Origin of the sequence: Tsukamurella pseudospumae (assembly GCF_001575195.1) — a bacterium.
In the GTDB taxonomy this organism is placed as follows: domain Bacteria; phylum Actinomycetota; class Actinomycetes; order Mycobacteriales; family Mycobacteriaceae; genus Tsukamurella; species Tsukamurella pseudospumae.
Genome location: NZ_LSRF01000057.1, coordinates 215,171 through 238,306 on the forward strand (window position 1 = coordinate 215,171; position 23,136 = coordinate 238,306).

Below are 23,136 nucleotides of genomic sequence, written 5' to 3' on the forward strand. Positions count from 1 at the left end.
TGCACTGCGCCGCACCGGACTCACCGGCGCGTGAGGCACGCCCCGACAGCGGCCACCAGCAGGAGCCCGAGCCCACCGAGCGCGACGGTGCGCGGCCCGTGATCGGGGGCGGGAGCCGCTGCGACGGCGAGGCGGCCGGCAGCGGGGACGTCGGCGGGGAGTTCCGCGGTGACCGCCGCGACGGGGTCGACGATGCCCGCCCCGCCCATCCCTGCGGACCGCCGGGCCGTCGCGAGGATACGTGCACGGACCTGGGCCGCGGTGAGCTGCGGGAACCGCGATCGGACCAGCGCGGCCACACCCGCCACGTAGGGAGCGGCGAAGCTGGTGCCGGCGAGCGGACCGGTGCCCTCGCGGGTCGCCTGCGCATTCGCCAGGCCGGTTCCGCGCGGCTCGAGCGTGGTCACGTCCGTGCCCGGCGCGGCGACGGTGACCCACGGCCCCGCCAGCGAGAACGCCGCCGGCCGCCCGTCGGGCTCGGTGGCGCCGACGGCGAGCACCTGGTCGGCGAAGCGTGCGGGCGACGCGATCGTCGTGGGCGCCGCGGCATTCGTGTTCTGTTCCGCGCACGGCCCGCCGGACCCGACGTTGCCGGCCGACACGACCACGACCACGTTCCGCGCCGCAGCGAAGCGCACGGCGCGCCCCAGGGCGTCGTCCCCGAGTTCGGCGGCCGAGCGCCCGCACGCCACCTCGGAGATGTTGATGACGGTGGCACCGAGGTCGACGGCGCGGACCACCGCGTAGGCCATCGTGGTCACGTTGCCGTGGCTGTTGACGCCGCGCTGCTGCGGCTCGAACGCGGCGCTGGCCTGACGGATCGCGATGATCGACGCCGCGGGCGCCACGCCCGCGAAGGCGTCGCCGGGTGCGGGACGCGCGGCGATGATCCCGGCGACCGCGGTGCCGTGCGCGTCGCAGTCGTCGCGGCCGTCGCCGGAGGAGACGTAGTCCCCGCCCGCGATCACCTCCCCGAGGCGCGGGTGCGGTGTGACGCCGGTGTCGATCACCGCGACCTTCTGTCCCTCGCCGCGGGTGAACCGCCACGCCTCGTCGAAACGCAGCGCACGGAGGGCGTGATCGGCACGGCCGTAGTCGGTTCCGGACTGCGTACGCAGTGTGTTGCACTGCGTGCGTTGGACCGTGGGCGCGAGCGGGGCCACCGGCCCGCGCGGCGCACCGTCCGGCGCCGGCGGATCCGCGGCAGCCGGCACGACCGGCACCGCGAGAACGGCCGCCGCGGCGACGGTGACGGCCCGGATCCGCCGCCCCATCAGAGATTCCGGACTGTCGCGTACACGTCCCATACCCAGCCCAGCAGAGGGCCGGCGGCGGCGATCGTGAGGTACTCGCCGATCTCCGCCAGTCGGCGTTGGACCGGGCTGAAGGTGACGCGCGGAGCGACCGCGCCGCAGGCCAGAGCCAGGCCGGCGATCGCGGCGAGCGCGACGAGTCCGATCGTGGGCCAGGACCCGTAGCCCCAGGCCAGGCTCGTGGCGGTGCCGATCGCGATGACCGCGCCGCCGAGGACCCCGGCGCTCGCCTGGACCGGCTCCGCGTGGGTGCGGCCCCGGAGGCAGAACGCGATGGCGACGACGATCGCGAATGCCAGGTGATGGCCGGGCAGTTCTCGGGTGCCGGCGCCGACCGTCAGAGCGGCCACGGCGCCGGCTACCGCCGCGCCGACCGTGATTCCGGTGCAGACCAGTTGGGCGAAGCTCGAGCGCGGCGCCTCGGACTGCTCGTCCACGAGCCCGGATGCCACGGCACCGACACCGGCGACGGTGGGCGGCGGGTCGTCGTCGATCGGGTCGATCCGTTCCCCCGCGGCGGGCACGTGCGGCAACGGGATCCGGGCGGCGACGGCGGCGATCCGCGCCGCGAACACCAGCACCAGGTAGGCGATGATCGCGATGGTGGCCCCGATCGCGGCTCGGCGGCCGGGCAGCCACATCGCGGCGAACATCGCGGGGCCCGCGAGCGCGGCCGCCGTGAGCACCGCGGCGTGGACAGCGGTGCCGCGGCCGGTGAACCGCAGCGCGACGAGAGCCGTCACCGCAGCGGCGGCGGCGCCGAGCAGAGCGTGCGCCGCGCCGTACCGGCCGTCGGCGCCGAGCGGTACCGTGAGCACTCCGGTGACCGCCGCCAGCACGACGGCACACGCCGCGAGCACCGTGGGAACCGGCCCGGCCGAACGCATCCGCCGTGCGGTCAGCAGCGAGCCGGCGATCAACGCCGCGCCGGCCGCGCCGCACCACAGCTGGGCGAACACCCGGTCCGCGCCCGCTCCCGTGCCGTCGGCGCTGCGCGGCGCGAGCCCCAGACGCAGCGACACCGCGCCCGTCGCGACCACGGCGAGGGCCAGCACCATGAGGCCCACGATCATCGCGGCCCGCTCGTCCCACCGCCGGCCGGCCGTCAGATCCGCCGCGGTCCGATCGAAGACGTCGTCGAAGACGGGCGGCGGAGGCGGTGCGTCGGCCACGAACAGGACCAACAGCGCACCGTCGGTGATGCCGGTGTCGGCGGGGGTCTGCGGGCCGGGCAGGGGCTCCCCGCCGACCGGGGCCAGCCGCCACGGTCGCGACCATGCGGACTCCGCCGACTCGCCGATGCGATCGCCGAAGAGCCGCACCAGTTCCGGGATGAGCACCTCGGTGGGGGTGAGCAGCGGCAGCGAGACGTCCACCTGCGCACCACCGCACAGTACCGAGACCCGGCTCAGCCGGGCCACTTCCGCGGCCGTCTCCTCCGCGATGTCGATGTCGGTCATAGCGCTCCCCTCGCATGCCGTACGCCGGACCCGCACAGGGCCCGATATGAATTAGACGCACCGGCCCCACGATCGGTTCCCCTTCGGGCGATCTTCGTCGAACCCCTTCCGCCGACGGGCCGCGCGGTGCATGGTGGTGCCACGACGGCGCGTGGGGGCGCGCCGCACTCCGGGGGAGGCACGGGAAGTGGCCGACATGACGGACGTGGTCTTCGAGCCCGTCACAGAGGGTTTCGCGCGTAAGCAGCGCCTGGCGCCGCCGCGCACGCCGGGCGGTGAGGTGGCGCTGCAGGCGCCACCCGAGATCCCGCGCGCCGTGCCGGGCGGCCTGCTCGGCAAGTTGCTCCCCGTGGTGATGGTGGTCGCGGTGGTGGGCATGATCGCGCTGATGTTCACCTCGGGCAGCGCCATGATGCAGAGCCCCTACATGATGATGTTCCCGCTGATGATGCTCATGTCGATGTTCGGCATGTACGGCATGAACAACAGGGGCAACGGCGCGTCCGCGGCCGAACTCAACGAGGATCGCAAGGACTACCTGCGCTACCTGGGGCAGATCCGCGGCCAGGTGGACCGCACCCGCACCGAGCAGCGGGCGGCGCTGGAGTGGATCCATCCGGCCCCGGAGGCGCTACCGGGATGCGTCGGTACACGGCGCATGTGGGAACGGCGGCCGGCGGATCCGGACTTCCTGCACGTACGCGTCGGCGTCGGCGGACAGCGGCTCGCCACCCGGCTCGTGCCGCCCGAGACGGGGCCGCTCGAGGACCTCGAACCGGTGTCGACGGTGGCGCTGCGCCGGTTCGTCCGGCACGGCGCGTCCGTGCCGGGCCTGCCGGTGGCGGTCGCCCTGCGCGGGTTCCCCGCCGTCGGGCTCGACGGTCCGCGCGCCGAGGTCTTCGACACCGCCCGCGCGATGCTGTCGAGCCTGGCGGTGCTGCACGGGCCGGACCACGTGCGGATCGCCGTCGCCACGACCGAGGTCGACTCCGCCGAATGGGGCTGGCTCAAATGGTTGCCGCACCTCGCGCATCCGACGCAGTGCGACGCCCTCGGCCCGGTCCGGACGGTCTACGGTTCGGCCGCCGAGCTCGAGGAGGCGATCGCACCGGATCTCGCCGATCGCGGTGCCTTCGCCCGCGCGACCCCCGTCGACCCGGGCCGCCCCCACCACGTGATCCTGTTGGACCGGGGTATCGCAGTGACGCCCGGCGGCGTCCTCGACGCAGCCGTCGGCATCGACGGCGTCACGGTGATCGACCTGGCCCCGGAGCCCGACTCGCTCGCCGTTCGCTCCGGCCTGCAGCTGGTGCTCGACGACTCCCGTCGCCTCGGTGCGCGCAGTGCCGCGGGCGTCGAGTTCTTCGCCCGGCCCGACGCCGTCACCGCGGGTGCCGCACAGGTAACTGCGCGGCGCGTCGGGAGGTTCCGTCCGGCGTCGATGGCCGAGCTGCTCGACTTCGACGGTGACGGCGGACCGTCCGATCCCGGTCTACCGGCTCTGATCGGGATCGCCGACGCCGCGGCGATCACACCCGAGTCGGTGTGGCGCGAGCGCACGGCGCGCGAACGGCTGCGCGTCCCGATCGGAGTGGGGCCGCACGGCGAGCCGATCGAGCTCGACCTCAAGGAGGCCGCGGAGAGCGGCATGGGTCCGCACGGGCTGTGCATCGGCGCAACGGGTTCCGGAAAATCTGAGTTCCTGCGCACCCTGGTGCTGTCGATGGTCGCCACGCACCCGCCCGAGGCGCTGAACCTCGTTCTGGTCGACTTCAAGGGTGGCGCCACCTTCCTCGGCCTGGAGTCGCTCAATCACGTGGCCGCGGTCATCACGAACCTCGAGGAGGAGATCGCGATGGTCGACCGCATGCGCGACGCGCTCTCCGGCGAGATGAACCGGCGGCAGGAACTGCTGCGGCGGGCGGGCAACTTCGCCAACGTCGGCGAGTACGAGAAGGCGCGCCGTTCGGGCGCCCCGCTCGACCCGCTGCCGGCGCTGGTGGTCATCGTGGACGAGTTCTCCGAACTGCTCGCGCAGAAGCCCGATTTCGCGGAGCTGTTCGTCGCCATCGGACGGCTCGGCAGGTCGCTGCACATCCACCTGTTGCTCGCCTCGCAGCGCTTGGAGGAGGGCAAGCTCCGCGGACTGGACTCGCACCTGTCCTACCGGATCGGCCTGAAGACATTCTCCGCCAGCGAGTCCCGCGCGGTGTTGGGCGTTCCGGACGCCTACCACCTGCCGTCGACGCCGGGCGCCGGCTACCTCAAGTACGACGCCGACCCGCCGCGCCGCTTCCACGCCTGCTACGTCTCCGGCGAGTACGTGCCGCCCAGCGGGCCCGCGGCCGCCCGGCGCGCGACCGTCGGGAGTGCGACGGTGCGCGAGTACCGCAACGCGGCTTCCCCGATCGAGCGCCGCGCCTCGGGGCTCCCTGCGGGGCTGCAGCGGATTCCGGCGCAACCCGGAGATCCGGTGCGGCGGTCCGTCGTCGGGCAGGGCGTACCGAACCCTCCGGGCGGGACGGTGGGCGCACCGTCGCTCCTGCAGACGATGGTGGGCCGGTTGGCGGGGCACGGACTCCCCGCGCACGAGGTGTGGCTGCCGCCGCTCGACGAATCCGCGGCCGTCGGGGATCTGGCCGAACACCTCCGTCGCAACGACGCGACGCCGCTGCGGGTCGCGATCGGCGTGGTCGACCGTCCCTACGATCAGCGGCGGGACCTGTTGGTGGTGGACCTGTTCGGCGCGCAGGGCAATGTCGCGGTGGTCGGCGGTCCGCAATCCGGCAAGTCGACCACGCTGCGGACCCTCGTGGTGTCCGCGGCGCTCACGCACACGCCGCGGCAGATCCAGTTCTACGTCCTGGACTTCGGCGGCGGGTCGCTCGCCGGGCTGGCGGGCGTCCCGCACGTGGGCTCGGTGGCGGGCCGCCTGGATCCGGATCGGGTGCGGCGCACCGTCGCCGAGGTATCGGGGCTGATCCGGCGGCGCGAGGCGGCGTTCCGGGAGCACGGGGTGCAGTCGATGGAGCAGTACCGCGCGCATCCGGCGGCCGCCGCGGACCCGTTCGGCGATGTCTTCCTCGTCATCGACGGCTGGCAGGTGCTGCGCACGGAGTTCGAGGTGTTGGAGCCGCAGGTGAACGCGATCGCGGCCCAGGGGCTCTCGTACGGCGTGCATCTGGCGGTCGCGGCGTCGCGGTGGGGCGAGATCCGGCCGGCGGTCAAGGACCAACTCGGCACCCGGATCGAGCTGCGGCTCGGCGACCCGATGGACTCGGAGATGGGCCGCCGCGTCGCGGGGCTCGTCCCGATGGGGCGGCCCGGTCGCGGTATCACGTCGGAGCAGCTGCACATGCTCGTCGCGCTGCCGAGCGGCGCACCGTCGGACGACGTGCCCGCCGCGCAGGAGGCCGTCGTGGCCGACCTGGTGTCCCGCTACGCCGACGGTGCCCCGGAGGTGCGGATGCTGCCCGACCTGGTGCTGCGCGACCGCATCCCCGGGCGCCGCGATGCACCGCCCACGCACGCGGTGTTCGGCGTCGGTGAGTCCGAGTTGGCGGCGGCGACACTGCAGTTCGAGTCGCAGCCCTTCTTCCTGGTGCTCGGCGACAGCGAGTGCGGCAAGACCGAGACGCTGCGCACGCTGATCGCATCGCTCGTCGCGGGCGGCACGGCGCAGCAGACCAAGATCCTGCTCGTCGACTACCGCCGCACACTGCTCGGCGCGCTCGAGGGCGATCACCTCGCGGGGTACGCTTCGTCGTCGGACACGCTGACCCCGATGGTCGCGCACCTGGTGCAGATCCTCCGCGACCGCTGCCCGGGCTCCGATGTCACGCCGCAGCAGCTCAAGGAACGGTCGTGGTGGACGGGGCCGGACGTCTATCTGATCGTCGACGACTACGACCTGGTCGCGAGCGCCGCCGGGAACCCGCTCGCTCCGCTGCTGGACCTGCTGCCGCAGGCGCGGGACATCGGGCTCAAGGTGGTCATCGCCCGGCGCAGCGGCGGTCTGGCTCGCGGCCTGTACGAGACCTTCCTCGCCCGCATCCGCGACCTCGCCGCCGACGGCCTGGTGATGAGTGGCTCCCGTGAGGAGGGCACCGTCCTCGGTACGGTCAAGATGTGTCCGCAGCCGCCCGGCCGCGGTACGTGGGTCTCCCGCGCCCGCGGCGTCGAGCTGGTCCAGGTCGCGATGGTCGACGAGCCGGAGGAATGAGCGCGGTCTACGTACGATGAACCGGAGGTATCTGTACGAGGCCACGGGGTTCGGACCCGACGTGATCGACCTGTGGGGTCGGCTCGGGCCCCGGCGACTGACACATCCGTTCCTGACGCACCCGTGGTTGCCGGCCGTCATGAAGGCGGTCGACACTCGCGGGCACATCTTGGACGGAGAAGCGCTCTCGAGCAGGAAGGGCGGGCATCGTTGGAACTCACGACGGCCCAGGAAGACCACCTTTCCTCGTGAATGGTCGGACGACGATGTGATGGACGCGTGTGCGCGGGTGGTGCTCGATCCGTCTCACATCCGCGCGTACGAACGTTCTGGTGACGTGGCCTATCTCCGGGAGGTATCCGGCGTGATCATCATGGTCACGATTCGTGCCGGCGGCGCGTTCGATCGTGCCTTCCCTATCTCGGGGAATGGAGTCATGAGGAACTCTCCGTCCGACACTTCCCCGTCCCGCGCGCCGGTGTCGTTCGACCGTGGCCGTCTCGCAGAATTCACGCCCATCGGCGAGGTACCGGAATCGGATTGGCGGAGATAGCATGGTTGTCATGTCCGACACAGCACCGACGATCGAGGCGCTCGGCGAACTGTTCGTCGAGCGAGTAGCCGTGCTGTTCGACGATGTGCGCGACAGACAGTACGTGTCCGACCCGATGCGTCTCGGTGGTGAACATTTCTCCACCGTCGAACGCGGGCTGCGACTACTGACGATGACCGCCAGGTCCCTTCCCTTCGATGTTGCCGAAGCTGTCCGCGCAGTGGATGACCGCGAACTCAACGCCCTTCTCGCGGAAGTCCGCGTAACACCTGCCTCTGCGGCATGAGGTCCTGGTGAACCGCGGCTGCTGCAACGGCGCCGGGACGAGCACCGACGAGGTGCGTGCGCTCACTCTGCGGTTCGCTGAGGTCGTGCCTTCGGAGCTGTTGCCCGCAGGGACGTGGGACGACGGCGAATCCGTGGCGTAGCTCAGCGGTCGAGCGCCCTGGTGATCGTCCCGGTCAACACCGGCCACGGCGGCTGCCGCAGCACGGCGAGGGTGGCCAGGGTCGCGGCGACGAAGCCGGTGGCCACGCCGATGAGGGCGATCCGATCCGCGTCGACGGCGGGCGACCAGACGGCCTTGCCGTCCCGGATCGCGTAGACGCCGAGCGCGGAGGTGCGCAACTCGCCGCTGCGTCGGCGGCGCACCCGCGACACCTCGATCACGGTCGTGCCGTCGGGGGTCACGTGCGGATCGGCGAACACCACCCCGGTCGGGGCGGTACCGGGGACGGATCTCAGTTCGGGGCGCATGCCTCCATCATGCGCCGCGCGGGCCGGGAACGCCTGGACGGTCGGGGACGGGCACCGTCGGCGGGTCACGTGCCGGCCAGGCGCGAGACCACCGGGCGCATCGCCTCCAGGGTGTGCCCGCCGAGCGCGATGAGGGAGAAGCCGTACTGCTCGCGACGGCGGATCAGCGTGTCGCAGATCTCGTCGACCGAGCCGTCGACCAGCGCGGGGGAGTCCACGGCGCGGAGCGCGTCGAGATCGCTGCCGATGAAGGCGCTGACGTAGTCGGGGGCGAAGCCGTTGACCGCGAAGATCGAGCAGGCCAGCTCCACTCGGTCCCGCAGCGGCGCGGTGAGTTCCGCGAGCCGCTCCGCCGAGGTGGAGGGGGCCGTCGCCACGGCCACCGTGTCGGCCCGATCCCGTGCCACGGCAAGAGCCTTGGGCCCGCCGGCGGCCATGAGCACCGGGGTGTGGCCGGCACCGTCGAGCGCGGTGAGGGCGTCGAGGGTCTCGACGACCCGGGCCAGGCGCTGCGCCCCCGTGCCGTAGGGCACGCCGAGCGCCTCAGCATCGGCGGCCACGTCGGGCCTACCCGTGCCGATGCCGAACCGGAACCGCCCGCCGCTGATGGTCGCCAGCGAATGCGCCTGCCACGCCGCGTGCTTCGGGTCGTGCAGCGGCGCGGCGACCACGTAGTTCGCCACCTCCAGGGTCGACGTGGCGCCCAGCGCCACCGCCGCGGAGGTGAAACCGTCCGGGAGCGGGTAGTTCTCGGGGAGCGCGAGGACGTCGAAGCCGTCGGACTCGATCGACCGCGCATAGGTCGCCCAGTCGCCCAGCTGCGGCACGGGCAGCGCCGTGACCGCGAATCGGAATGGTCGGGTCATGTCAGGAACCTCCTTGTTCGGGGCTGGAACCGCCGTCGCCGTCGGGCTGGACGAGGCGGAAGTGCGAGCGATCGCGCTCCATGTACCGGCGCTCGTAGACGCCCTCGATCCGCTTGCCGTCGACGGTGGCGGACAGGTGCAACCGGCCACCGTCGAGCCGCGCCGTGACGAGCAGCGGAGCGTCGTCCTTGTGCTTGCGCATCTCGAGGACGTCGCCCTTCTTCTCGAGTTGCCACGCGACCGTCTTCCCCGACGGTTCCTGGGTCACGACGCTGTCGTAGCCCTCGCCCAGGGACTTGAGCACGGCGTTGCTCTCGCTGCCGCGCAGGGTGATCGCCACGTTGGACCAGGGCGCCGGATCGCGTTGCGTGAGTGTGGCCGGCGCGCCGTCGATCGTGAACGAGGTCGTGCGCCAGATCCCGTCGAGGTCCGAGCGCGGGGTGTGGATCACGTAGACCGTCATCGCCCCGGTGGAGGCCAGCGAGACGACCATCAGTGCGGCCGCCGCGAACTTGAGCACGACGCCGGTGATCCGCGACCAGGCCCGGCCCGCACCCGCCACGGGCAGCGGAGTCACCGGAGTCGGCGCGGGGCGATTGAACACGACGCGCAGCAGGTTCGGCAGGTACGGCACCGTGAGGGCGACGGCCACGACGAGCAGCTCTCCCGACACGATCTTCACGGGGACGTCGTAGAACAGGTTGAGCAGGAACACCTGGCCCATCGCCACGATCGCGAGCAGCGCACCGAGCAGCGCCGTGCGCCGCCACAGCAGCAGGATGCCGGCGACGAGCTCGACCAGGCCCGTGGCCACCATGTACGGGACGGATGCACCCATGAAGCCCCACAGTGTGGTGAACAGGCTGGTGTCGCCGGTGAGCTGCAACTGCTGCGAGGGCAGCGCCATGAAACCCATCTGCGTGGGGATCACCTTGGCGAGGCCGTAGATGATCATCGACAGTGCGAGACAGAACCGGGCGAGGACCCCGAGCAGTCCCAGCAGCGAGCGGTAGTCCGCGCGGTTCCGGTCCAGCAGGGTCCATACCGCCACGATCACGATGCCGACGATGATCCAGCCGAGGTGCATGCACCACTGCCACATGTTGTCGCCGCCGCCGGTGAGGACGATGTCCACGCCCCGCCCGCGTGCGACATAACTGCCGATCTGGGCGAACAGCCACCAGATCCCGCTGAACTTCCAGATGATCGCCAGTCCGACGTTGCCGTAGAGCGACAGCAGCAGGATGCCGCCGCCGATCACGAACAGGAACCGGAACGCCAGCTTCTGCGCGCCCGACCACTGCGCGCCCGGATCGGAGGCGCCCGGATCGGAGGCGCCCGGATCGGACGGCTGCGGTGCGGCCGGGGCGGGCGACGATTGCGTTCCGTGGCTCTGCGGTGCGCTCATGACCGAATCGTATGGCTCACTCACGAGTCCCTCCTAGTGACAGATGTAACCGGATGTCAGGGGAAATCGAGGCTCGGCGCGTCCTCGTCGGGTATCGGGTGGGTGAACCGCAGGTCCTCCGAGGCGCGTTTCATCGGGCGGCGCTCGAACGCCGCGGTGATCTCCCGGCCGTCGACGCGGCCGGCGAGGGTGAGGTGGTCGCGGTCGGGCTGGGTGTACCGCAGCACCGTCTCCGGGCCGGACTCGCGCGGCTTGATCGTGAGGGAGGCGTCGTCGACCTCGAGGACCCAGGGGGTCGCGCGGGCGGCGGAGTCCTGCGTGACGAACGACGTGTAGCCGTCGCCGGTGGACTCCCACATCCCGCGGCCGCGGTAGGTGATCGCGACGTTGACCCACAGCGGGTCCGCGGACAGCGTCGCCTCCGCGCCGTCGACCCGGAACGAGGTGGCGTGCCACACGCCGTCGATGTCGCTGCGGGTCTCGGCGAGCGCGGCCTTGGAGCTCACGCCCGACACCACGCCGAAGGCGGTGATCGTGACGATCGCCAGCACGGCGAGGGCCTTGCCGCAGCGTCGCAGCCAGGTCCGCTCGGCGCCCGCGGCACGCCAGATCGCCGGCATCGGCCCGGCGGCGCGGCCGAATCCGACGCGGATCAGGTTGATCCACTGGGGTGCGAGGAGGGTGATCGCGATGAGCAGGAACTCGACGCAGAGGAACTTCACCGGCACGTTGTAGAAGGTGTCCATCAGCACCACCTGAACCATCGAGATGATCGAGCCGAGGGCTCCCAGAATCCAGGTGCGCCGCGAGAGCAACAGGAGTCCCGAGATCAGTTCGACGAGGCCGGTCACGATCGAGTAGCCGTCGGACGCGCCCATGAATCCCCAGAGCATGTTCATCCGGCTGATGTCGCCCGCGGGCTGCAGCGCGTAGGTCGGCAGCTCCATGAACGCCATCTGGGTGGGGATCGCCTTGCCCAGGCCGTAGAAGATCATGCCGCTCGCCAGCGCGATCCGCCCCACCTGCCAGAGCAGGCCGCCGAGGCCGCGGTAGTCGCGCCGGCCGCGGTCGAGCAGCGTCCACACCGCCGTGATCACGACGGCCGTCACCGCCCAGCCGATGTGGTACTGCCAGATGCCCAGCGAGTCGCCCGCGCCGCGCAGCGCCAGGAGCTGCACCTCCGTGCCCGTGACGAGCGCGCCGAGTCGCGCGAACGGGTCCTGCACCGCGGGCATGATCATTCCCAGCTGCAGGCTGCCGAACACGGCGAGCAGGGTCAGCCCGCCGCCGAGGGTGAACAGCAGCCGGAAGCCGATCTTCTGGGCGGTGGTCCAGGCGGGCACGGGCGCGTTCTCGGGCGCCGACGGTGCCGCCTCCACTGTCTGGGAGGTCATGGTCGGAAATCTATGTCCCGACGGTGCTCGGCCACATCCGGGACGTCCCTGGGCCGCACCCTGATTCCGGTTCGGGGGTGCGGCGGACCGTCGGGCGTTTTGACCTGCGCCCTTGTACCCGCGTACTCTGGTCCGCTGGTGTGTGACGCCGCGCCGCAGTTCCTGGCTGTGCGGAGTCGAGTCCCGGGTCTCCGTTGGTCGCCGGGGGTGCTCTCGTCGCGCATGGACCGGCACCGAACCATCGAGCAGAGGATCTCCTGTGCCTACTTACACCCCGAAGGCGGGTGACGTGACCCGGCAGTGGTACGTCATCGACGCTTCTGACGTGGTGCTCGGCCGTCTCGCTGTCGCAGCTGCAACCCTGCTGCGCGGCAAGCACAAGCCGACCTTCGCCCCCAACGTGGACGGCGGCGACTACGTCATCATCATCAACGCCGAGAAGGTCGCCCTCTCGGGCGCCAAGCTCACCGACAAGCGGCACTACCGCCACTCGGGCTTCCCGGGCGGTCTCAGCTCGCGCACGATGGCTGAGGTGCTCGGCTCCAAGAACCCGGAGCGCGTGGTGCAGAAGGCCGTTCTGGGGATGATCCCCAAGAACAAGCTGGGCAACGCCATCGGCGGCAAGCTGAAGGTCTACGCCGGCCCGAACCACCCCCACACCGCGCAGCAGCCGGTTCCCTACGAGATCAAGCAGGTGGCCCAGTGAGCGAGACCATCGAGAACGTCGAGGGCGACGCCGAGGTCGTACTGAACGAGTACACCTCCGAGACCCCCGAGGCCGCTGCCGAGACCCGCGCCCCCCGTGGCCCCGTGGTCGTCGAGCGTCCCATCCAGACCGTCGGCCGCCGCAAGGAGGCCGTCGTCCGCGTGCGCCTGACCGCCGGCACCGGCAACTTCGTGCTGAACGGCCGCACCATCGAGGACTACTTCCCCAACAAGCTGCACCAGCAGCTGGTGAAGTCGCCGCTGGTCACCGTCGAGCGCCTCGAGTCCTTCGACATCGCCGCGAACCTCACCGGTGGCGGCCCGTCGGGCCAGGCGGGCGCACTGCGCCTCGCCATCGCCCGCGCGCTGATCGAGGTCTCGCCCGAGGATCGCCCCGCGCTCAAGCGCGCCGGCTTCCTCACGCGTGACCCGCGTGCCGTCGAGCGCAAGAAGTACGGCCTGAAGAAGGCCCGCAAGGCTTCGCAGTACAGCAAGCGCTGATTGCAGGCTTTCACCAGGGCAGGCACCCGCATCCGTGCGGGCGCCTGCCCTGGTCTCGTTTCCACCCTTCTTCTCTACTTGTGAGGTGACCCATGGGGCGTCTGTTCGGGACCGACGGTGTGCGCGGCCTGGCCAACAAGGACCTGACCGCCGACCTGGCGCTGCGGCTGTCCGCGGCCGCGGCGGCGGTGCTGGGCGCGCCGTACGAGAGGTGGGGCACGGCTGAAGGTGAGCCGAACGGCCGTCGCGACCCGGCGAATGGCGGAAGGGGCGCAGCGCGGCCCTTCGCCGTGGTCGGCTGGGACCCGAGGGCATCGTCGGAGATGCTGTCCGCGGCGGTCTCCGCGGGCCTGACCAGCGCCGGCGTCGACGTCCTGCTCGTGGGCGTCCTGCCCACGCCCGCGGTCGCGCACCTGGTGGCCGAGTACGACGCCGCGCTCGGCGTGATGATCTCCGCCTCGCACAACCCCATGCCCGACAACGGCATCAAGTTCTTCGCGCGCGGCGGGCACAAGCTCGAGGACGCGCAGGAGGACGCCATCGAGGCGGCCCTCGACGATCCCGCGCCGCCCCGCCCCACGGGCGCCGCGATCGGCCGCGTCAAGCGCGCCTTCGACGCCGTCGACCGGTACGTCGCGCACCTCGAGTCGGCGGTGCACGTCTCGCTCGCCGGACTGAAGGTGGTCGTCGACGCGGCCAACGGCGCAGCCTCGACGGTGGCGGCCAAGGCCTACCGCGACGCGGGCGCCGAGGTGATCGCCATCCACGACGCTCCCGACGGGCTCAACATCAATCGGGACTGCGGCTCGACGCACCTGGAGGGCCTGCGTGCGGCGGTCCTCGCGCACGAGGCCGACCTGGGCCTCGGCCACGACGGCGACGCGGACCGCTGCCTCGCCATCGACGCCGCCGGCCGGACCATCGACGGCGACGCCATCATGGCGATCCTCGCCATCGCGATGGACGAGGCCGGCGAGCTCACCGACCACACGCTGGTCGCGACCGTGATGAGCAACCTCGGCCTGCACCTGGCGATGAAGGCCGCGGGCATCACCCTGCGGACGGCCGCCGTGGGCGACCGCTACGTGCTCGAGGAGCTGCGTACGGGCGGCTACGCCCTGGGTGGGGAGCAGTCGGGGCACGTCGTGCTTCCGGCGCTCGGCACCACGGGCGACGGTGTCCTCACCGGACTCAAGATCATGGAGCGGATGGCGCAGACCGGTGCGTCGCTGGCCGAGCTGGCGTCGGTGCTCACCGTCCTGCCGCAGGTACTGGTGAACGTGAAGGTGATCGACAAGGCCGCGGCGATGTCCTCGTCGGACCTGGTCGCGGCGCTCGCCGCGGAGGAGGCCGCGCTGGGCGAGGCCGGCCGGATCCTGCTGCGCCCGTCGGGCACGGAGCCGCTGGTCAGGGTCATGGTCGAGGCGCCGACCGAGGAGGTCGCGCGGGGCACCGCCGAGCGTCTCGCCGGTCTCATCTCCTGACGGGTCCTGTCGAAACGTTTTCATAACCGGTACCGTGTGGGTATGACCGGTTATGAGGGTGTGCTGTTCGACTTCTCGGGAACCCTGTTCCGGCTGGAGCCGGACCCGCAGTGGTTCGCGGGCCTCGCCGCCGCCGACGGGCGCCCGCTCGACGACGCCGCCCAGCGCGAGCTCCTGCACCGGATGACGGTCCCCGTCGGGCTTCCGGTGCCGATGGAGGGCGAGGCGCTGCGCACCTGGCACGCCCGCGACCTCTCGACCGCGGACCATCGGGGCGCCTACCTGCACGTGCTCGAGCACTCCGGTGTCGCCGACGAGGCCGATCGCGAGCGCCTCTACGGCGAGTTCTCGAACCCGCTGAACTGGACGATCTACCCCGACACCGCCGATGTCCTGCGCGCGGTCCGGGACGCCGGCCTCCGGGTGGGCGTGCTGTCCAACATCGGCTACGACATCCGCCCGGCCTTCGAGCGGGAGGGGATCGACGGCCTCGTCGACGAGTTCGTCCTCTCCTTCGAGGCGGGGCACGCCAAGCCCGACCTCGAGGTCTTCCGGATCGCCGCCGAGGCGCTGGCGCTGGCGCCGGAGCGGGTCCTCATGGTCGGCGACAGCCACGAGGCCGACGGTGCCTCCCGCGCGATCGGGTGCGGCTTCGCGCAGGTGGATCCTCTGCCCGTGGATCGGCGTCCCTCCGGATTGCTCGACGCCGTGCGACAGGCCGGCGTGATCTGAGGGGTCGCGCGGAACCGATCCGCCTGCTGGTGCGTCCAATGTATGACGGGGTTGTGCGGGCGATGGGGGATCGCGATGGGCACGAAGATCGATGCGGCGGCGGTCCGCACCGCGGGCGGCAGGTACCAGGCGGTGGGTGAGACGCTCGGGACGATCGCCGGCAGGATCCGCGGGTTCACAGCGGAGGCCGGGGATTTCGGGCGGAACTACCACTCCGACGGCGCGGCCTACGCGGCGGCGCTGGGGACGGTCGCCACGGTGGCCGCCGCCTGGCAGGCGGGCGCCACGGCCTGCGGGACGGGCCTCACGAACTCCGCGAGCGCCCACGTCCGCACGGACGACGGTGCCGCCACCGCGGTCACGGGGGCCGGCGCCGGTGGCTGAGCAGACCGTCGACCAGATGCTCGACGCGGGTGCGGAGCCCCTCCAGTACTTCAAGCTGATGCTCGAGATCGCGCGGCGCATCTCCACCCGGCGCTGGCCGCACTGGATCCGCGACGTGTGCAGGACCTACGACCGCGAGCGCGGTATCGACCTCGCTGCCCTGCGCGGGGACGCTGTGATGCTCCGGGCGCAGGCCACGGCCGCCGCGCAGGCGATCACCGACCAGAGCGCCGCCAAGGACTCCGTGAACGCGGCCTGGCCCGACAACGCGGGCCGAGCCGCGGTCACCACCCTCGCCGCGCAGAACACCCGCAGCACGAGCGCGGCCGCGCTGATCGAGGCCACCGCGAAGGCCGCGGAGGCGATCCCGGGCGCCGTGGTCGCCGCGGTCGCGACCAAGATCAAAGCGCTCACCGAGTTCTCGGTATCGTCCGTCGACACGGCCGCGCTCACCCGGGGAGTGCTGGGCCGCGAGATCGTGCCCGGCGGAACGAACGACCTGGACCGCGCCGTCGTCGCCGCCTTCGAGCAGCAGCTGCAGGCGGACCTGACCAGGTTCTACGCGATCAACGACACGGCGGGCACGTCCATCCGGGCGGCGTACGCCGCGGTCCCGGCGGCGGCGAAAGGGGCCGACTCCTCGGCCTTCCCCGCGCCGGTCTTCACCGCGATCTCCGCGACGTCCACCCCGACGCCGGGCTCGCCCACCACTCCGGCCCCGGTGACCGGCACCGGCACCGGCACCGGAGGCGGTGGCGGAGGGGGAGGGGGAGGCGCCCCGTCGAGCTCGAGCCCGACCACCGCATCCCCGACGTCCACATCGCCCTCCTCGGCGGCTCCGTCGTCGGCCGGCCCGACCACGAGCTCGCCCACGACCGCGACGCCGACCGCCTCGAAGGCGACCCCGTCGTCCGGCAGCCCCTCGAACCCGACGACGAGCGGCGCGGGAACGCCGTCCGCCACCACGCCGTCGAGTGCGACGCCGAGCGGCGGCACGCCGTCGGCCGGCGACACGGGCATGCCCTCCTGGCTGTCGAAGCTCCTGCCCACGCTGACCGAGAAGCTGGGCCTCGACAAGGCCGACGGTGCCTCGAACGACAAGACCGGCGGCAAGGGGCAGGACGAGGACAAGGCCGGCAAGGGCACCGATGAGAAGGGCGGCGCGAAGGCGATCGGCACGGATGCGCTGGGCCGCACCGTGACCGCCACCCTGAGTCCGGACGGCAAGACCGTCGAGATCACTGCCAGGCGCCCGGACGGCACCGAGCAGAGGATCACGCTGAAGGTCGGAGAGGATGGCACGCTGACGCCGCTCGGGGATGGGACCGCGGCCAGGGCCGGCGCCGGCGAGTCGACTGCCGACAAGCCGGGTACGGCCGAGAAGCCCTCCGCGACACCGACACCGAACCCCGCGGCGACTCCCGCCGGAACGCCGTCCGCTCCGCCCACCGGCGCGACGGACGGCGGCGCACCGTCCAACCCGAATGCTGCGCCGAGCGCCGGAACCGGCACCGGGGAGGGCGCCGGCACGGGAGCGACCGCGTCGCCGACACCGAGTCCCGCTCCTGCCCCGGTGAATCCGAAGATCACCGCACAGCCGGATCCCGCGCGGCCGGACCCCGCACAGTCGGGCGCCGCCGAAGAGCCCTGCCCACCGGCCGAACAGCAGGGCAGCGGAGCCGAATTCGCCGTCACCGTCCCCTAGGAGGCCGTCGTGAGCACACCCGCGTGGAACGCCGAGGACCATGCCCGCGCGCAGCGGATCGCGGCGCGCGAGACCGTGTTGTCGGACCTGATGCGGGCCGTGGGCGTCGCGCCGGAACCGGCGGTGATCACCGAACCGATCGCGGTGGTCGCCCGGACGGACCGGCCCGCGTCCTGGCTCAGCGGCGGCTGATCCTCAGACCAGGCTGCGCAGCTGCTGCATGGCACTGGGCTTGGTGGGCTCCGCGTCGGGGTCCCACACGAACGAGGTGTCGCCGAGGTCCGCGCCGGGCTCGGCGAACGCCTGGAACTCCTTGACCTCGGCGAGGCCGCCGAGCAGGAACCCCGTGAGCAGGGCGCGCACGATCCGTTGGGTCGCCTTGTCGGACCCGCCCGCGCCCAGCGCTCCGCGCAGCGAGATGCCCTCGGCGAGGCCGCCGGCCTGCGCATCGGGGACGATGCGCAGCTCCGTCGGGCCCGCGTAGCGCAGGGACAGCACGCCGGCGTTGGAGGTCATCGAATGCTCGTCGCCGGCGGAGGCCAGGATCAGCGCGCTCGCGCTCGTGCCGACCGCGGCCTTCTCCGCCTGCGGCGAGGTGGGGGCCGGGAACAGGGCTGCCACCGACTCGACGCGGTTGTCCGCGGCGGCGGCGATGAGCGCGGCACCGGTGCCCCAGCCGTGGCCCACGACGCCCCGCTTGGTGCGGTTCACCGTGATGTCGCCGGTGCCCAGGCGCACCTCGGTGATCACGTCGAGCGCGGTGCCCAGGTCCAGCGCGAGCCGTCCGTCGGCGCCGAGCACGCCGCGCTCGGTGTCGGGGGCCGCGACCACGATGCCCCAGGAGGCCAGGTGCTCGAGCGTCTTGCGGTACCGCTTCGCCGGCGTCACCCAGTCGTGCGCGAACGCCACCGCCGGGAGGTTCGAGCCGCTCTCGGGCGTGTAGATCACGCCGGGGAGGCCCGCCACGCCGAGGTCGCCCTTGAGCACGCGGTGGGGGCCGCGGCGCTGCAACTGCTTCACCAGCTTGTTCGGATCCGTCACGGCCCTCACGTTAGTCGATCTGCCGTACCGTGGCGGCGTGCGGCACTATCACCTTCCCGACGCGGTCCGGGCCGCGGAGGCGCCCCTGCTCGCCTCGCTGCCCGACGGTGCGCTGATGCGGCGCGCCGCGTACGGCCTGGCGCGGGTCTGCGCGGCCGAGCTCGCGGCCCGCACCGGCGGTGTCGCGGGCCGGCGGGTGACCCTGCTCGTCGGCTCCGGCGACAACGGCGGTGACGCCCTGTTCGCGGGCGCCTACCTGCGGCGACGCAGCGTCGCCGTCGAGGCCGTCCTGCTCGCGCCGGACCGTGCGCACCCCGCCGGGCTGGCCGCTTTCCGACGTGCCGGTGGCCGCGTCGCGACGGCGCCGGACCGTCCGGACCTGGTGGTCGACGGCATCGTCGGGATCAGCGGCCGCGGGTCGCTCCGGCCGGACGCCGCGCGGATCGTGGACGCGATCGAGGCCCCGATCGTCGCGGCGGACACGCCGTCCGGCGTGGACGTGCGCACCGGGATCGTCCACGGCCCGGCCGTCACGGCGGCCGTCACCGTCGCCTTCGGTGCGCTCAAGCCCGTGCACGCGCTGGCGCCGGCGCGGTGCGGTCGGGTCGAGTCGATCGACATCGGCCTGAGCCTCGGCCCGGGTGACCTGCGGTCCCTCGACGATGCCGATGTCGCCGCGCTCTGGCCGGTGCCGGGCGCCGCCGACGACAAGTACAGCCTCGGCGTGCTCGGCGTCGTCGCCGGCGGCGCGACGTACCCGGGCGCCGCGGTGCTCGCGACGGGATCGGCGATCCGCGCCACGTCCGGCATGGTCCGGTACGCGGGCACTGCGCGGGATGCGGTGCTCGCCGCCTGGCCCGAGGCGGTCGCGAGCGACGACCTCGCCACCGCCGGGCGGGTGCAGGCCTGGGCGGTCGGTCCGGGGATGGGCGTCGACGGTGCCGCGGCGGACCGTCTGGCCCGGGGCCTGGACCTGGACCTCCCGACGGTGCTCGACGCCGACGCCCTGACCCTGCTCGCGGAGCATCCGGGGCTGCTCGCGGGCCGGACCGCGCCGACGGTGCTCACCCCGCACGCGGGGGAGTTCGCGCGGCTCGCCGGCCCGGTCGGCAACGACCGGGTCGCGGCGGCGCGCGAGGCGGCCCGGGAGTTCGATGCGACGGTGCTGCTCAAGGGGCACGTCACCGTGGTCGCGGGCCCCGACGGCCGGGTCGTCGTCGATACCGCGGGGTCGTCCTGGGCCGCGACGCCCGGCTCCGGTGACGTGCTCACGGGGATCATCGGCAAGCTCCTCGCGTCCGGCCTCGGGCCGCTCGATGCGGCCGCCTGCGCAGCGCGGGTGCACGGCCTCGCCGCCGCCCGCGCCGCCGACGGGGCCCCCACCCACGCGTCCGCCATCAGCGCCGCCGTGCCGGACGTGCTGTGCGAACTTCTGCGCCGCTAGGCTGACGACGCCATGAACACACAGATCCCGGCGTCCGGGCTGGACGGACTCACCGCACAGATCGACCTGGGCGCGCTCGCGCACAACACGCGGACCGTCGCCGCGTACGCGCCGGGAGCGGCGCTCATGGCCGTGCTCAAGGCCGACGCCTACGGTCACGGCGCGCTGCCCGTGGCGCGGGCGGCACTCGCGGGCGGGGCCGCGGAGCTGGGCGTGACCACCATCGACGAGGCCGTGGCACTGCGCGAGGGCGGCGTCACGGTGCCGCTGCTCAGCTGGCTCAGCACCAGCGGCTACGAGCGCGCGATCGACGCCGACGTGCGGCTGGGGGTGAGCTCGCCGCGGCAGCTGGCGAAGGTGGTCGAGGCCGCGCGCGCGGTGGGCCGCCCGGCGATGGTGCACGTCAAGGTCGATACGGGCCTGAACCGCAACGGCGTCGCCCCGGCCGAGTGGGCTGCCACCCGGGACGCCCTCGTCGACGCGGAGCGCGCGGGGCGCGTCCGGCTGCAGGGCGTGTTCACGCACCTCGCGCACGGCGACGAACCCGAGCATCCCTTCCTGGACGTGCAGCGCGACGCGCTGGCGGCCATCGTCGCCGATGCCCGCGCCCACGGCCTGACGCCCGACCTGGTGCACGCCGCGAACTCCGCGGCCGCCCTCACCCGTCCCGACCTCCACTTCGACCTGGTCCGCCCCGGCATCGCGCTGTACGGCGGGATCCCGGTGCCCGGCAGGGACTTCGGTCTGCGGCCGGTCATGACCTTCGCCGCGCCGGTGATCCTGATCAAGCGGATCCGCGCCGGGGAAGGGGTCAGCTACGGCCACAGCTGGATCGCGCCGCACGACACGGTGGTCGGCCTGATCCCGGCGGGCTACGCCGACGGCGTGTGGCGACCGCTGAGCGGCCGCATCGAGGTCGCGATCGGCGGCCGCCGCTTCCCGCAGGTGGGCCGGGTCTGCATGGACCAGTGCGTGATCGACCTCGGTCCCGACGGTGGCGGGGTCGCCGAGGGCGATACGGCGGTGCTGTTCGGTGACGCGCCGGGCGCCGACCGCGCCGCCGATTGGGCGGAGAAGCTGGGCACCATCGACTACGAGGTCCTCACCGGCGTGCGTGGGCGCGCCGTCCGGACGTACACGGGGGAGCTGTGAACGACGACGGCCGCGGGCGAGTACACATCCCCGAGCGCATCCACCTGCCCGGTCCCGCGCTGCTCGCGGGCCTGAGCACGGGCGTCGCGGTGGCCGCCCTCACCGGGATCGCCGCCGCTGCACGGGCACTCGGCGTGCGCGGTGGCGGCGAGGATCCGATCGCGCCCGACGATCTCGTGTTCCGGTCGGATCGGGAGTCGATCGTCATGAGCTCCGACGGTGTGCCGTTGCACGTTCGGGAGGTCGGCCCGCGGACCGCGTCGATGACGGTGGTGTTCGTGCACGGCTTCACGCTCCGCACCGGGTCGTGGGTGTTGGTGCGCAACGAACTCCAGTCCCGCTGGGGTGACGACGTCCGCATGGTCTTCCCCGACTGCCGCGGCCACGGCGACTCCGGGTCCTGCACGCCCGAGCAGAGCACCGTCGGGCTGTTGGGCGACGACATCGCCACCGTCATCAGGACTCTCGTCCCCGAGGGCCCGGTCGTGCTCGCCGGACACTCCATGGGTGGCATGGCGATCTGCGCGCTGGCCACCGGGCATCCCGAGTTGATCGGGTCGAGGGTGGTGGGCGCGTCCCTGCTGGGCACCGCGTCGCACGCGCTCACCGACGTGGGACTGGCCGCGGCGCTGCGCAATCCCGTGCTGGATGTGGTCCGCGCCGCGATCCGTTTCCTGCCCACCGTGGTCGGCCGGGGGCGCGAGGCGATCAAGCCCATCGCGACCCCCTTCGTCACGGCGGGGGCCTACGCCCCGGGCGACCGGAGCGCGACGATGACGGACTTCTCGTCGACGATGAGCCTGTCCGCGCCGCTCGGTACGTACGCGGGATTCATGCCGGCGCTGGAGGAGTACGACGAGCGCGGCGCCGTGCCCGTGCTGCGCCGGATCGAGACCTCCGTGGTGTGCGGCGACCACGACTGGATGACGCCGTTGCGCAAATCGAAGGCGCTCGCCGAGGAACTGGACTGCGAGCTCGTCGTGCTCGCCGACACCGGGCACATGCTGATCCTCGAATCCGCTCCGCGGGTCGCGCGCGCGATCGCGGAACTGGTTGCGCGGGTGAGTGGATCGTGAGTTCCTTCGAGCGGGTGCTGCCCGAGGTCGAGGACACCGAGGCGCTCGGCCGGGAACTGGCGGGGGAGCTCGCCGCCGGTGACCTCGTCATCCTCGACGGTCCGCTCGGGGCCGGCAAGACGGCGCTGACCCGCGGGATCGCCGCCGGCCTGGGCGTCGTCGGTCGCGTCTCCTCGCCCACGTTCATCATCGCCCGCGAGCACCGTCCCGGGGAGACCGGCGGCCCCGGCCTGGTCCACGTGGACGCCTATCGCCTCGGCGGGCTCGACGAACTGGACGCGCTCGACCTCGACACCGACCTCGAGGACTGCGTCGTCGTGGTGGAGTGGGGCGAGGGCGTGGCGGAGCGCCTCGCGGACCGGCACCTCATGGTCCGGCTGCGCCGGGCAGAGGGCACCGACGTCCGCACCGTGACCTGGGAATGGGTCGACGGGGCCTAGCTCTCGTCGGGCAGCGCCGACGCGATGCCCGTGCGGCCGAAGTCGTCCCCCTTCCAGAGCAGGGGTTAGCCGGAGTCGACGGCGAGCGCGTGGGCGAAGCAGTCGCCGAAGTTGAGATTTGCGGGGTGGCCGCTGCCACGCCCGAAGTCGCGGTAGGCCTGGCGGGAGAGGGTCGCGTGGAGCCGGGTAACCGGTTCGATCTCGATGTCGGACTCGGCGAGAACCTCGTCAAGGCGTCGTGCGACGACCGGATCGAGAATCGAGTCCGCGACTATTCCCCCTGCTTCGAGGTAGTTGCCTGCGGACATTCGAGCTGGCTGTAGTGCGACGGCCAGCGCATGGTGATGGGCGTCCGGCTCGTTCGCCAACATCGCGATGACCGCGGAGGTGTCGACGATCATGTCGGCAGCCCCGTCTCCTCGTCGTAGAGTTCCGCGTCGAAATTCAGCATCCTGTCGCGTTCGACGGGTGTCATCCGGCTCGCTGCGTCGCGACCGGCG

The 23,136-nt window shown here is 72.5% G+C and carries 22 protein-coding genes; 14 read left to right on the plus strand and 8 right to left on the minus strand.

Features of this window, described 5'->3' with window-relative positions:
* Nucleotides 1-20: 20 nt before the first annotated feature.
* Together mycP and eccD are read right to left on the minus strand one after the other, a co-directional pair.
* Nucleotides 21-1,274, minus strand: a complete 1,254-nt coding sequence (mycP, locus tag AXK60_RS18160) for a type VII secretion-associated serine protease mycosin (RefSeq protein WP_068573310.1) — start codon at nt 1,272-1,274, stop codon at nt 21-23.
* Nucleotides 1,274-2,773 carry a type VII secretion integral membrane protein EccD gene (gene eccD / locus AXK60_RS18165; RefSeq protein WP_068573312.1) on the minus strand — a complete coding sequence of 500 codons (1,500 nt, stop codon included), beginning with the start codon at nt 2,771-2,773 and terminating at the stop codon, nt 1,274-1,276. Before eccD ends, mycP begins: the two co-directional genes overlap by 1 nt.
* Nucleotides 2,774-2,969: 196 nt before the next feature.
* On the opposite strand from eccD, the gene eccCa reads away from it, so the two are divergent.
* The 3 genes from eccCa to AXK60_RS18180 all read left to right on the plus strand — a co-directional run bounded on the left by eccCa (nt 2,970) and on the right by AXK60_RS18180 (nt 7,834).
* Nucleotides 2,970-6,995, plus strand: coding sequence for a type VII secretion protein EccCa (gene eccCa, locus AXK60_RS18170; protein WP_068573314.1), 4,026 nt, complete (start codon nt 2,970-2,972; stop codon nt 6,993-6,995).
* 139 nt (nt 6,996-7,134) lie between these two features.
* On the plus strand, nt 7,135-7,548 hold the full coding sequence (locus AXK60_RS27980) for an EndoU domain-containing protein (protein ID WP_425315226.1): 414 nt from the start codon (nt 7,135-7,137) through the stop codon (nt 7,546-7,548).
* Between the two features lie 10 nt (nt 7,549-7,558).
* Complete coding sequence (locus tag AXK60_RS18180; RefSeq protein ID WP_139058026.1) at nt 7,559-7,834, plus strand: hypothetical protein; 276 nt, start codon at nt 7,559-7,561, stop codon at nt 7,832-7,834.
* A gap of 143 nt (nt 7,835-7,977) precedes the next feature.
* Here AXK60_RS18180 and AXK60_RS18185 read toward each other — a convergent pair whose 3' ends face one another.
* From AXK60_RS18185 to AXK60_RS18200, 4 genes are all read right to left on the minus strand, one after another.
* Nucleotides 7,978-8,304: a hypothetical protein gene (locus AXK60_RS18185; RefSeq protein WP_068573319.1), complete on the minus strand. Its 327-nt coding sequence runs from the start codon at nt 8,302-8,304 to the stop codon at nt 7,978-7,980.
* Between the two features lie 65 nt (nt 8,305-8,369).
* The gene (locus AXK60_RS18190; protein ID WP_068573321.1) at nt 8,370-9,170 is read right to left on the minus strand and encodes an LLM class flavin-dependent oxidoreductase; all 801 of its coding nucleotides are present in this window, start codon (nt 9,168-9,170) and stop codon (nt 8,370-8,372) included.
* A gap of 1 nt (nt 9,171) precedes the next feature.
* On the minus strand, nt 9,172-10,578 hold the full coding sequence (locus AXK60_RS18195) for a hypothetical protein (RefSeq protein ID WP_231855553.1): 1,407 nt from the start codon (nt 10,576-10,578) through the stop codon (nt 9,172-9,174).
* 56 nt (nt 10,579-10,634) lie between these two features.
* Nucleotides 10,635-11,972 carry a hypothetical protein gene (locus AXK60_RS18200; RefSeq protein WP_139058027.1) on the minus strand — a complete coding sequence of 446 codons (1,338 nt, stop codon included), beginning with the start codon at nt 11,970-11,972 and terminating at the stop codon, nt 10,635-10,637.
* Nucleotides 11,973-12,231: 259 nt separating this feature from the next.
* Here AXK60_RS18200 and rplM point away from each other — a divergent pair, with 259 nt between their 5' ends.
* From rplM to AXK60_RS26575, 7 genes are all read left to right on the plus strand, one after another.
* Nucleotides 12,232-12,678 (plus strand): 50S ribosomal protein L13, encoded by a 447-nt coding sequence (rplM, locus tag AXK60_RS18205; RefSeq protein WP_068573325.1) that lies wholly within the window; start codon nt 12,232-12,234, stop codon nt 12,676-12,678.
* Nucleotides 12,675-13,178, plus strand: a complete 504-nt coding sequence (rpsI, locus tag AXK60_RS18210; RefSeq protein WP_068573327.1) for a 30S ribosomal protein S9 — start codon at nt 12,675-12,677, stop codon at nt 13,176-13,178. The genes rplM and rpsI overlap by 4 nt, the downstream gene beginning before the upstream one ends.
* A gap of 92 nt (nt 13,179-13,270) precedes the next feature.
* On the plus strand, nt 13,271-14,662 hold the full coding sequence (glmM, locus tag AXK60_RS18215; RefSeq protein WP_068573329.1) for a phosphoglucosamine mutase: 1,392 nt from the start codon (nt 13,271-13,273) through the stop codon (nt 14,660-14,662).
* A gap of 42 nt (nt 14,663-14,704) precedes the next feature.
* Entirely contained in the window at nt 14,705-15,394 is a 690-nt protein-coding gene (locus AXK60_RS18220; protein WP_068573331.1) for an HAD family hydrolase, read from the plus strand.
* A 75-nt stretch (nt 15,395-15,469) separates the two neighbouring features.
* On the plus strand, nt 15,470-15,778 hold the full coding sequence (locus AXK60_RS18225; protein WP_068573333.1) for a hypothetical protein: 309 nt from the start codon (nt 15,470-15,472) through the stop codon (nt 15,776-15,778).
* Nucleotides 15,771-17,483 (plus strand): hypothetical protein, encoded by a 1,713-nt coding sequence (locus AXK60_RS18230; protein WP_068573335.1) that lies wholly within the window; start codon nt 15,771-15,773, stop codon nt 17,481-17,483. The genes AXK60_RS18225 and AXK60_RS18230 overlap by 8 nt, the downstream gene beginning before the upstream one ends.
* A 9-nt stretch (nt 17,484-17,492) precedes the next feature.
* Complete coding sequence (locus AXK60_RS26575) at nt 17,493-17,675, plus strand: hypothetical protein (RefSeq protein WP_068573337.1); 183 nt, start codon at nt 17,493-17,495, stop codon at nt 17,673-17,675.
* A 3-nt stretch (nt 17,676-17,678) separates the two neighbouring features.
* On the opposite strand, the gene AXK60_RS18240 is transcribed toward AXK60_RS26575, so the two are convergent.
* The gene (locus tag AXK60_RS18240; RefSeq protein WP_068573339.1) at nt 17,679-18,524 is read right to left on the minus strand and encodes a dienelactone hydrolase family protein; all 846 of its coding nucleotides are present in this window, start codon (nt 18,522-18,524) and stop codon (nt 17,679-17,681) included.
* 37 nt (nt 18,525-18,561) lie between these two features.
* Here AXK60_RS18240 and AXK60_RS18245 point away from each other — a divergent pair, with 37 nt between their 5' ends.
* Genes AXK60_RS18245 through tsaE form a run of 4 tightly spaced genes read left to right on the plus strand, consistent with a single transcriptional unit; the run spans nt 18,562 to nt 22,636 of the window.
* Complete coding sequence (locus tag AXK60_RS18245) at nt 18,562-19,968, plus strand: NAD(P)H-hydrate dehydratase (protein ID WP_068573341.1); 1,407 nt, start codon at nt 18,562-18,564, stop codon at nt 19,966-19,968.
* Between the two features lie 12 nt (nt 19,969-19,980).
* On the plus strand, nt 19,981-21,120 hold the full coding sequence (gene alr / locus AXK60_RS18250) for an alanine racemase (protein ID WP_068573343.1): 1,140 nt from the start codon (nt 19,981-19,983) through the stop codon (nt 21,118-21,120).
* On the plus strand, nt 21,117-22,196 hold the full coding sequence (locus AXK60_RS18255) for an alpha/beta fold hydrolase (RefSeq protein WP_082778103.1): 1,080 nt from the start codon (nt 21,117-21,119) through the stop codon (nt 22,194-22,196). Before alr ends, AXK60_RS18255 begins: the two co-directional genes overlap by 4 nt.
* Nucleotides 22,193-22,636 (plus strand): tRNA (adenosine(37)-N6)-threonylcarbamoyltransferase complex ATPase subunit type 1 TsaE, encoded by a 444-nt coding sequence (tsaE, locus tag AXK60_RS18260; RefSeq protein WP_244881129.1) that lies wholly within the window; start codon nt 22,193-22,195, stop codon nt 22,634-22,636. The genes AXK60_RS18255 and tsaE overlap by 4 nt, the downstream gene beginning before the upstream one ends.
* A gap of 65 nt (nt 22,637-22,701) precedes the next feature.
* On the opposite strand, the gene AXK60_RS18265 is transcribed toward tsaE, so the two are convergent.
* Complete coding sequence (locus tag AXK60_RS18265; protein WP_068573345.1) at nt 22,702-23,037, minus strand: type II toxin-antitoxin system VapC family toxin; 336 nt, start codon at nt 23,035-23,037, stop codon at nt 22,702-22,704.
* Nucleotides 23,038-23,136 lie beyond the last annotated feature (99 nt).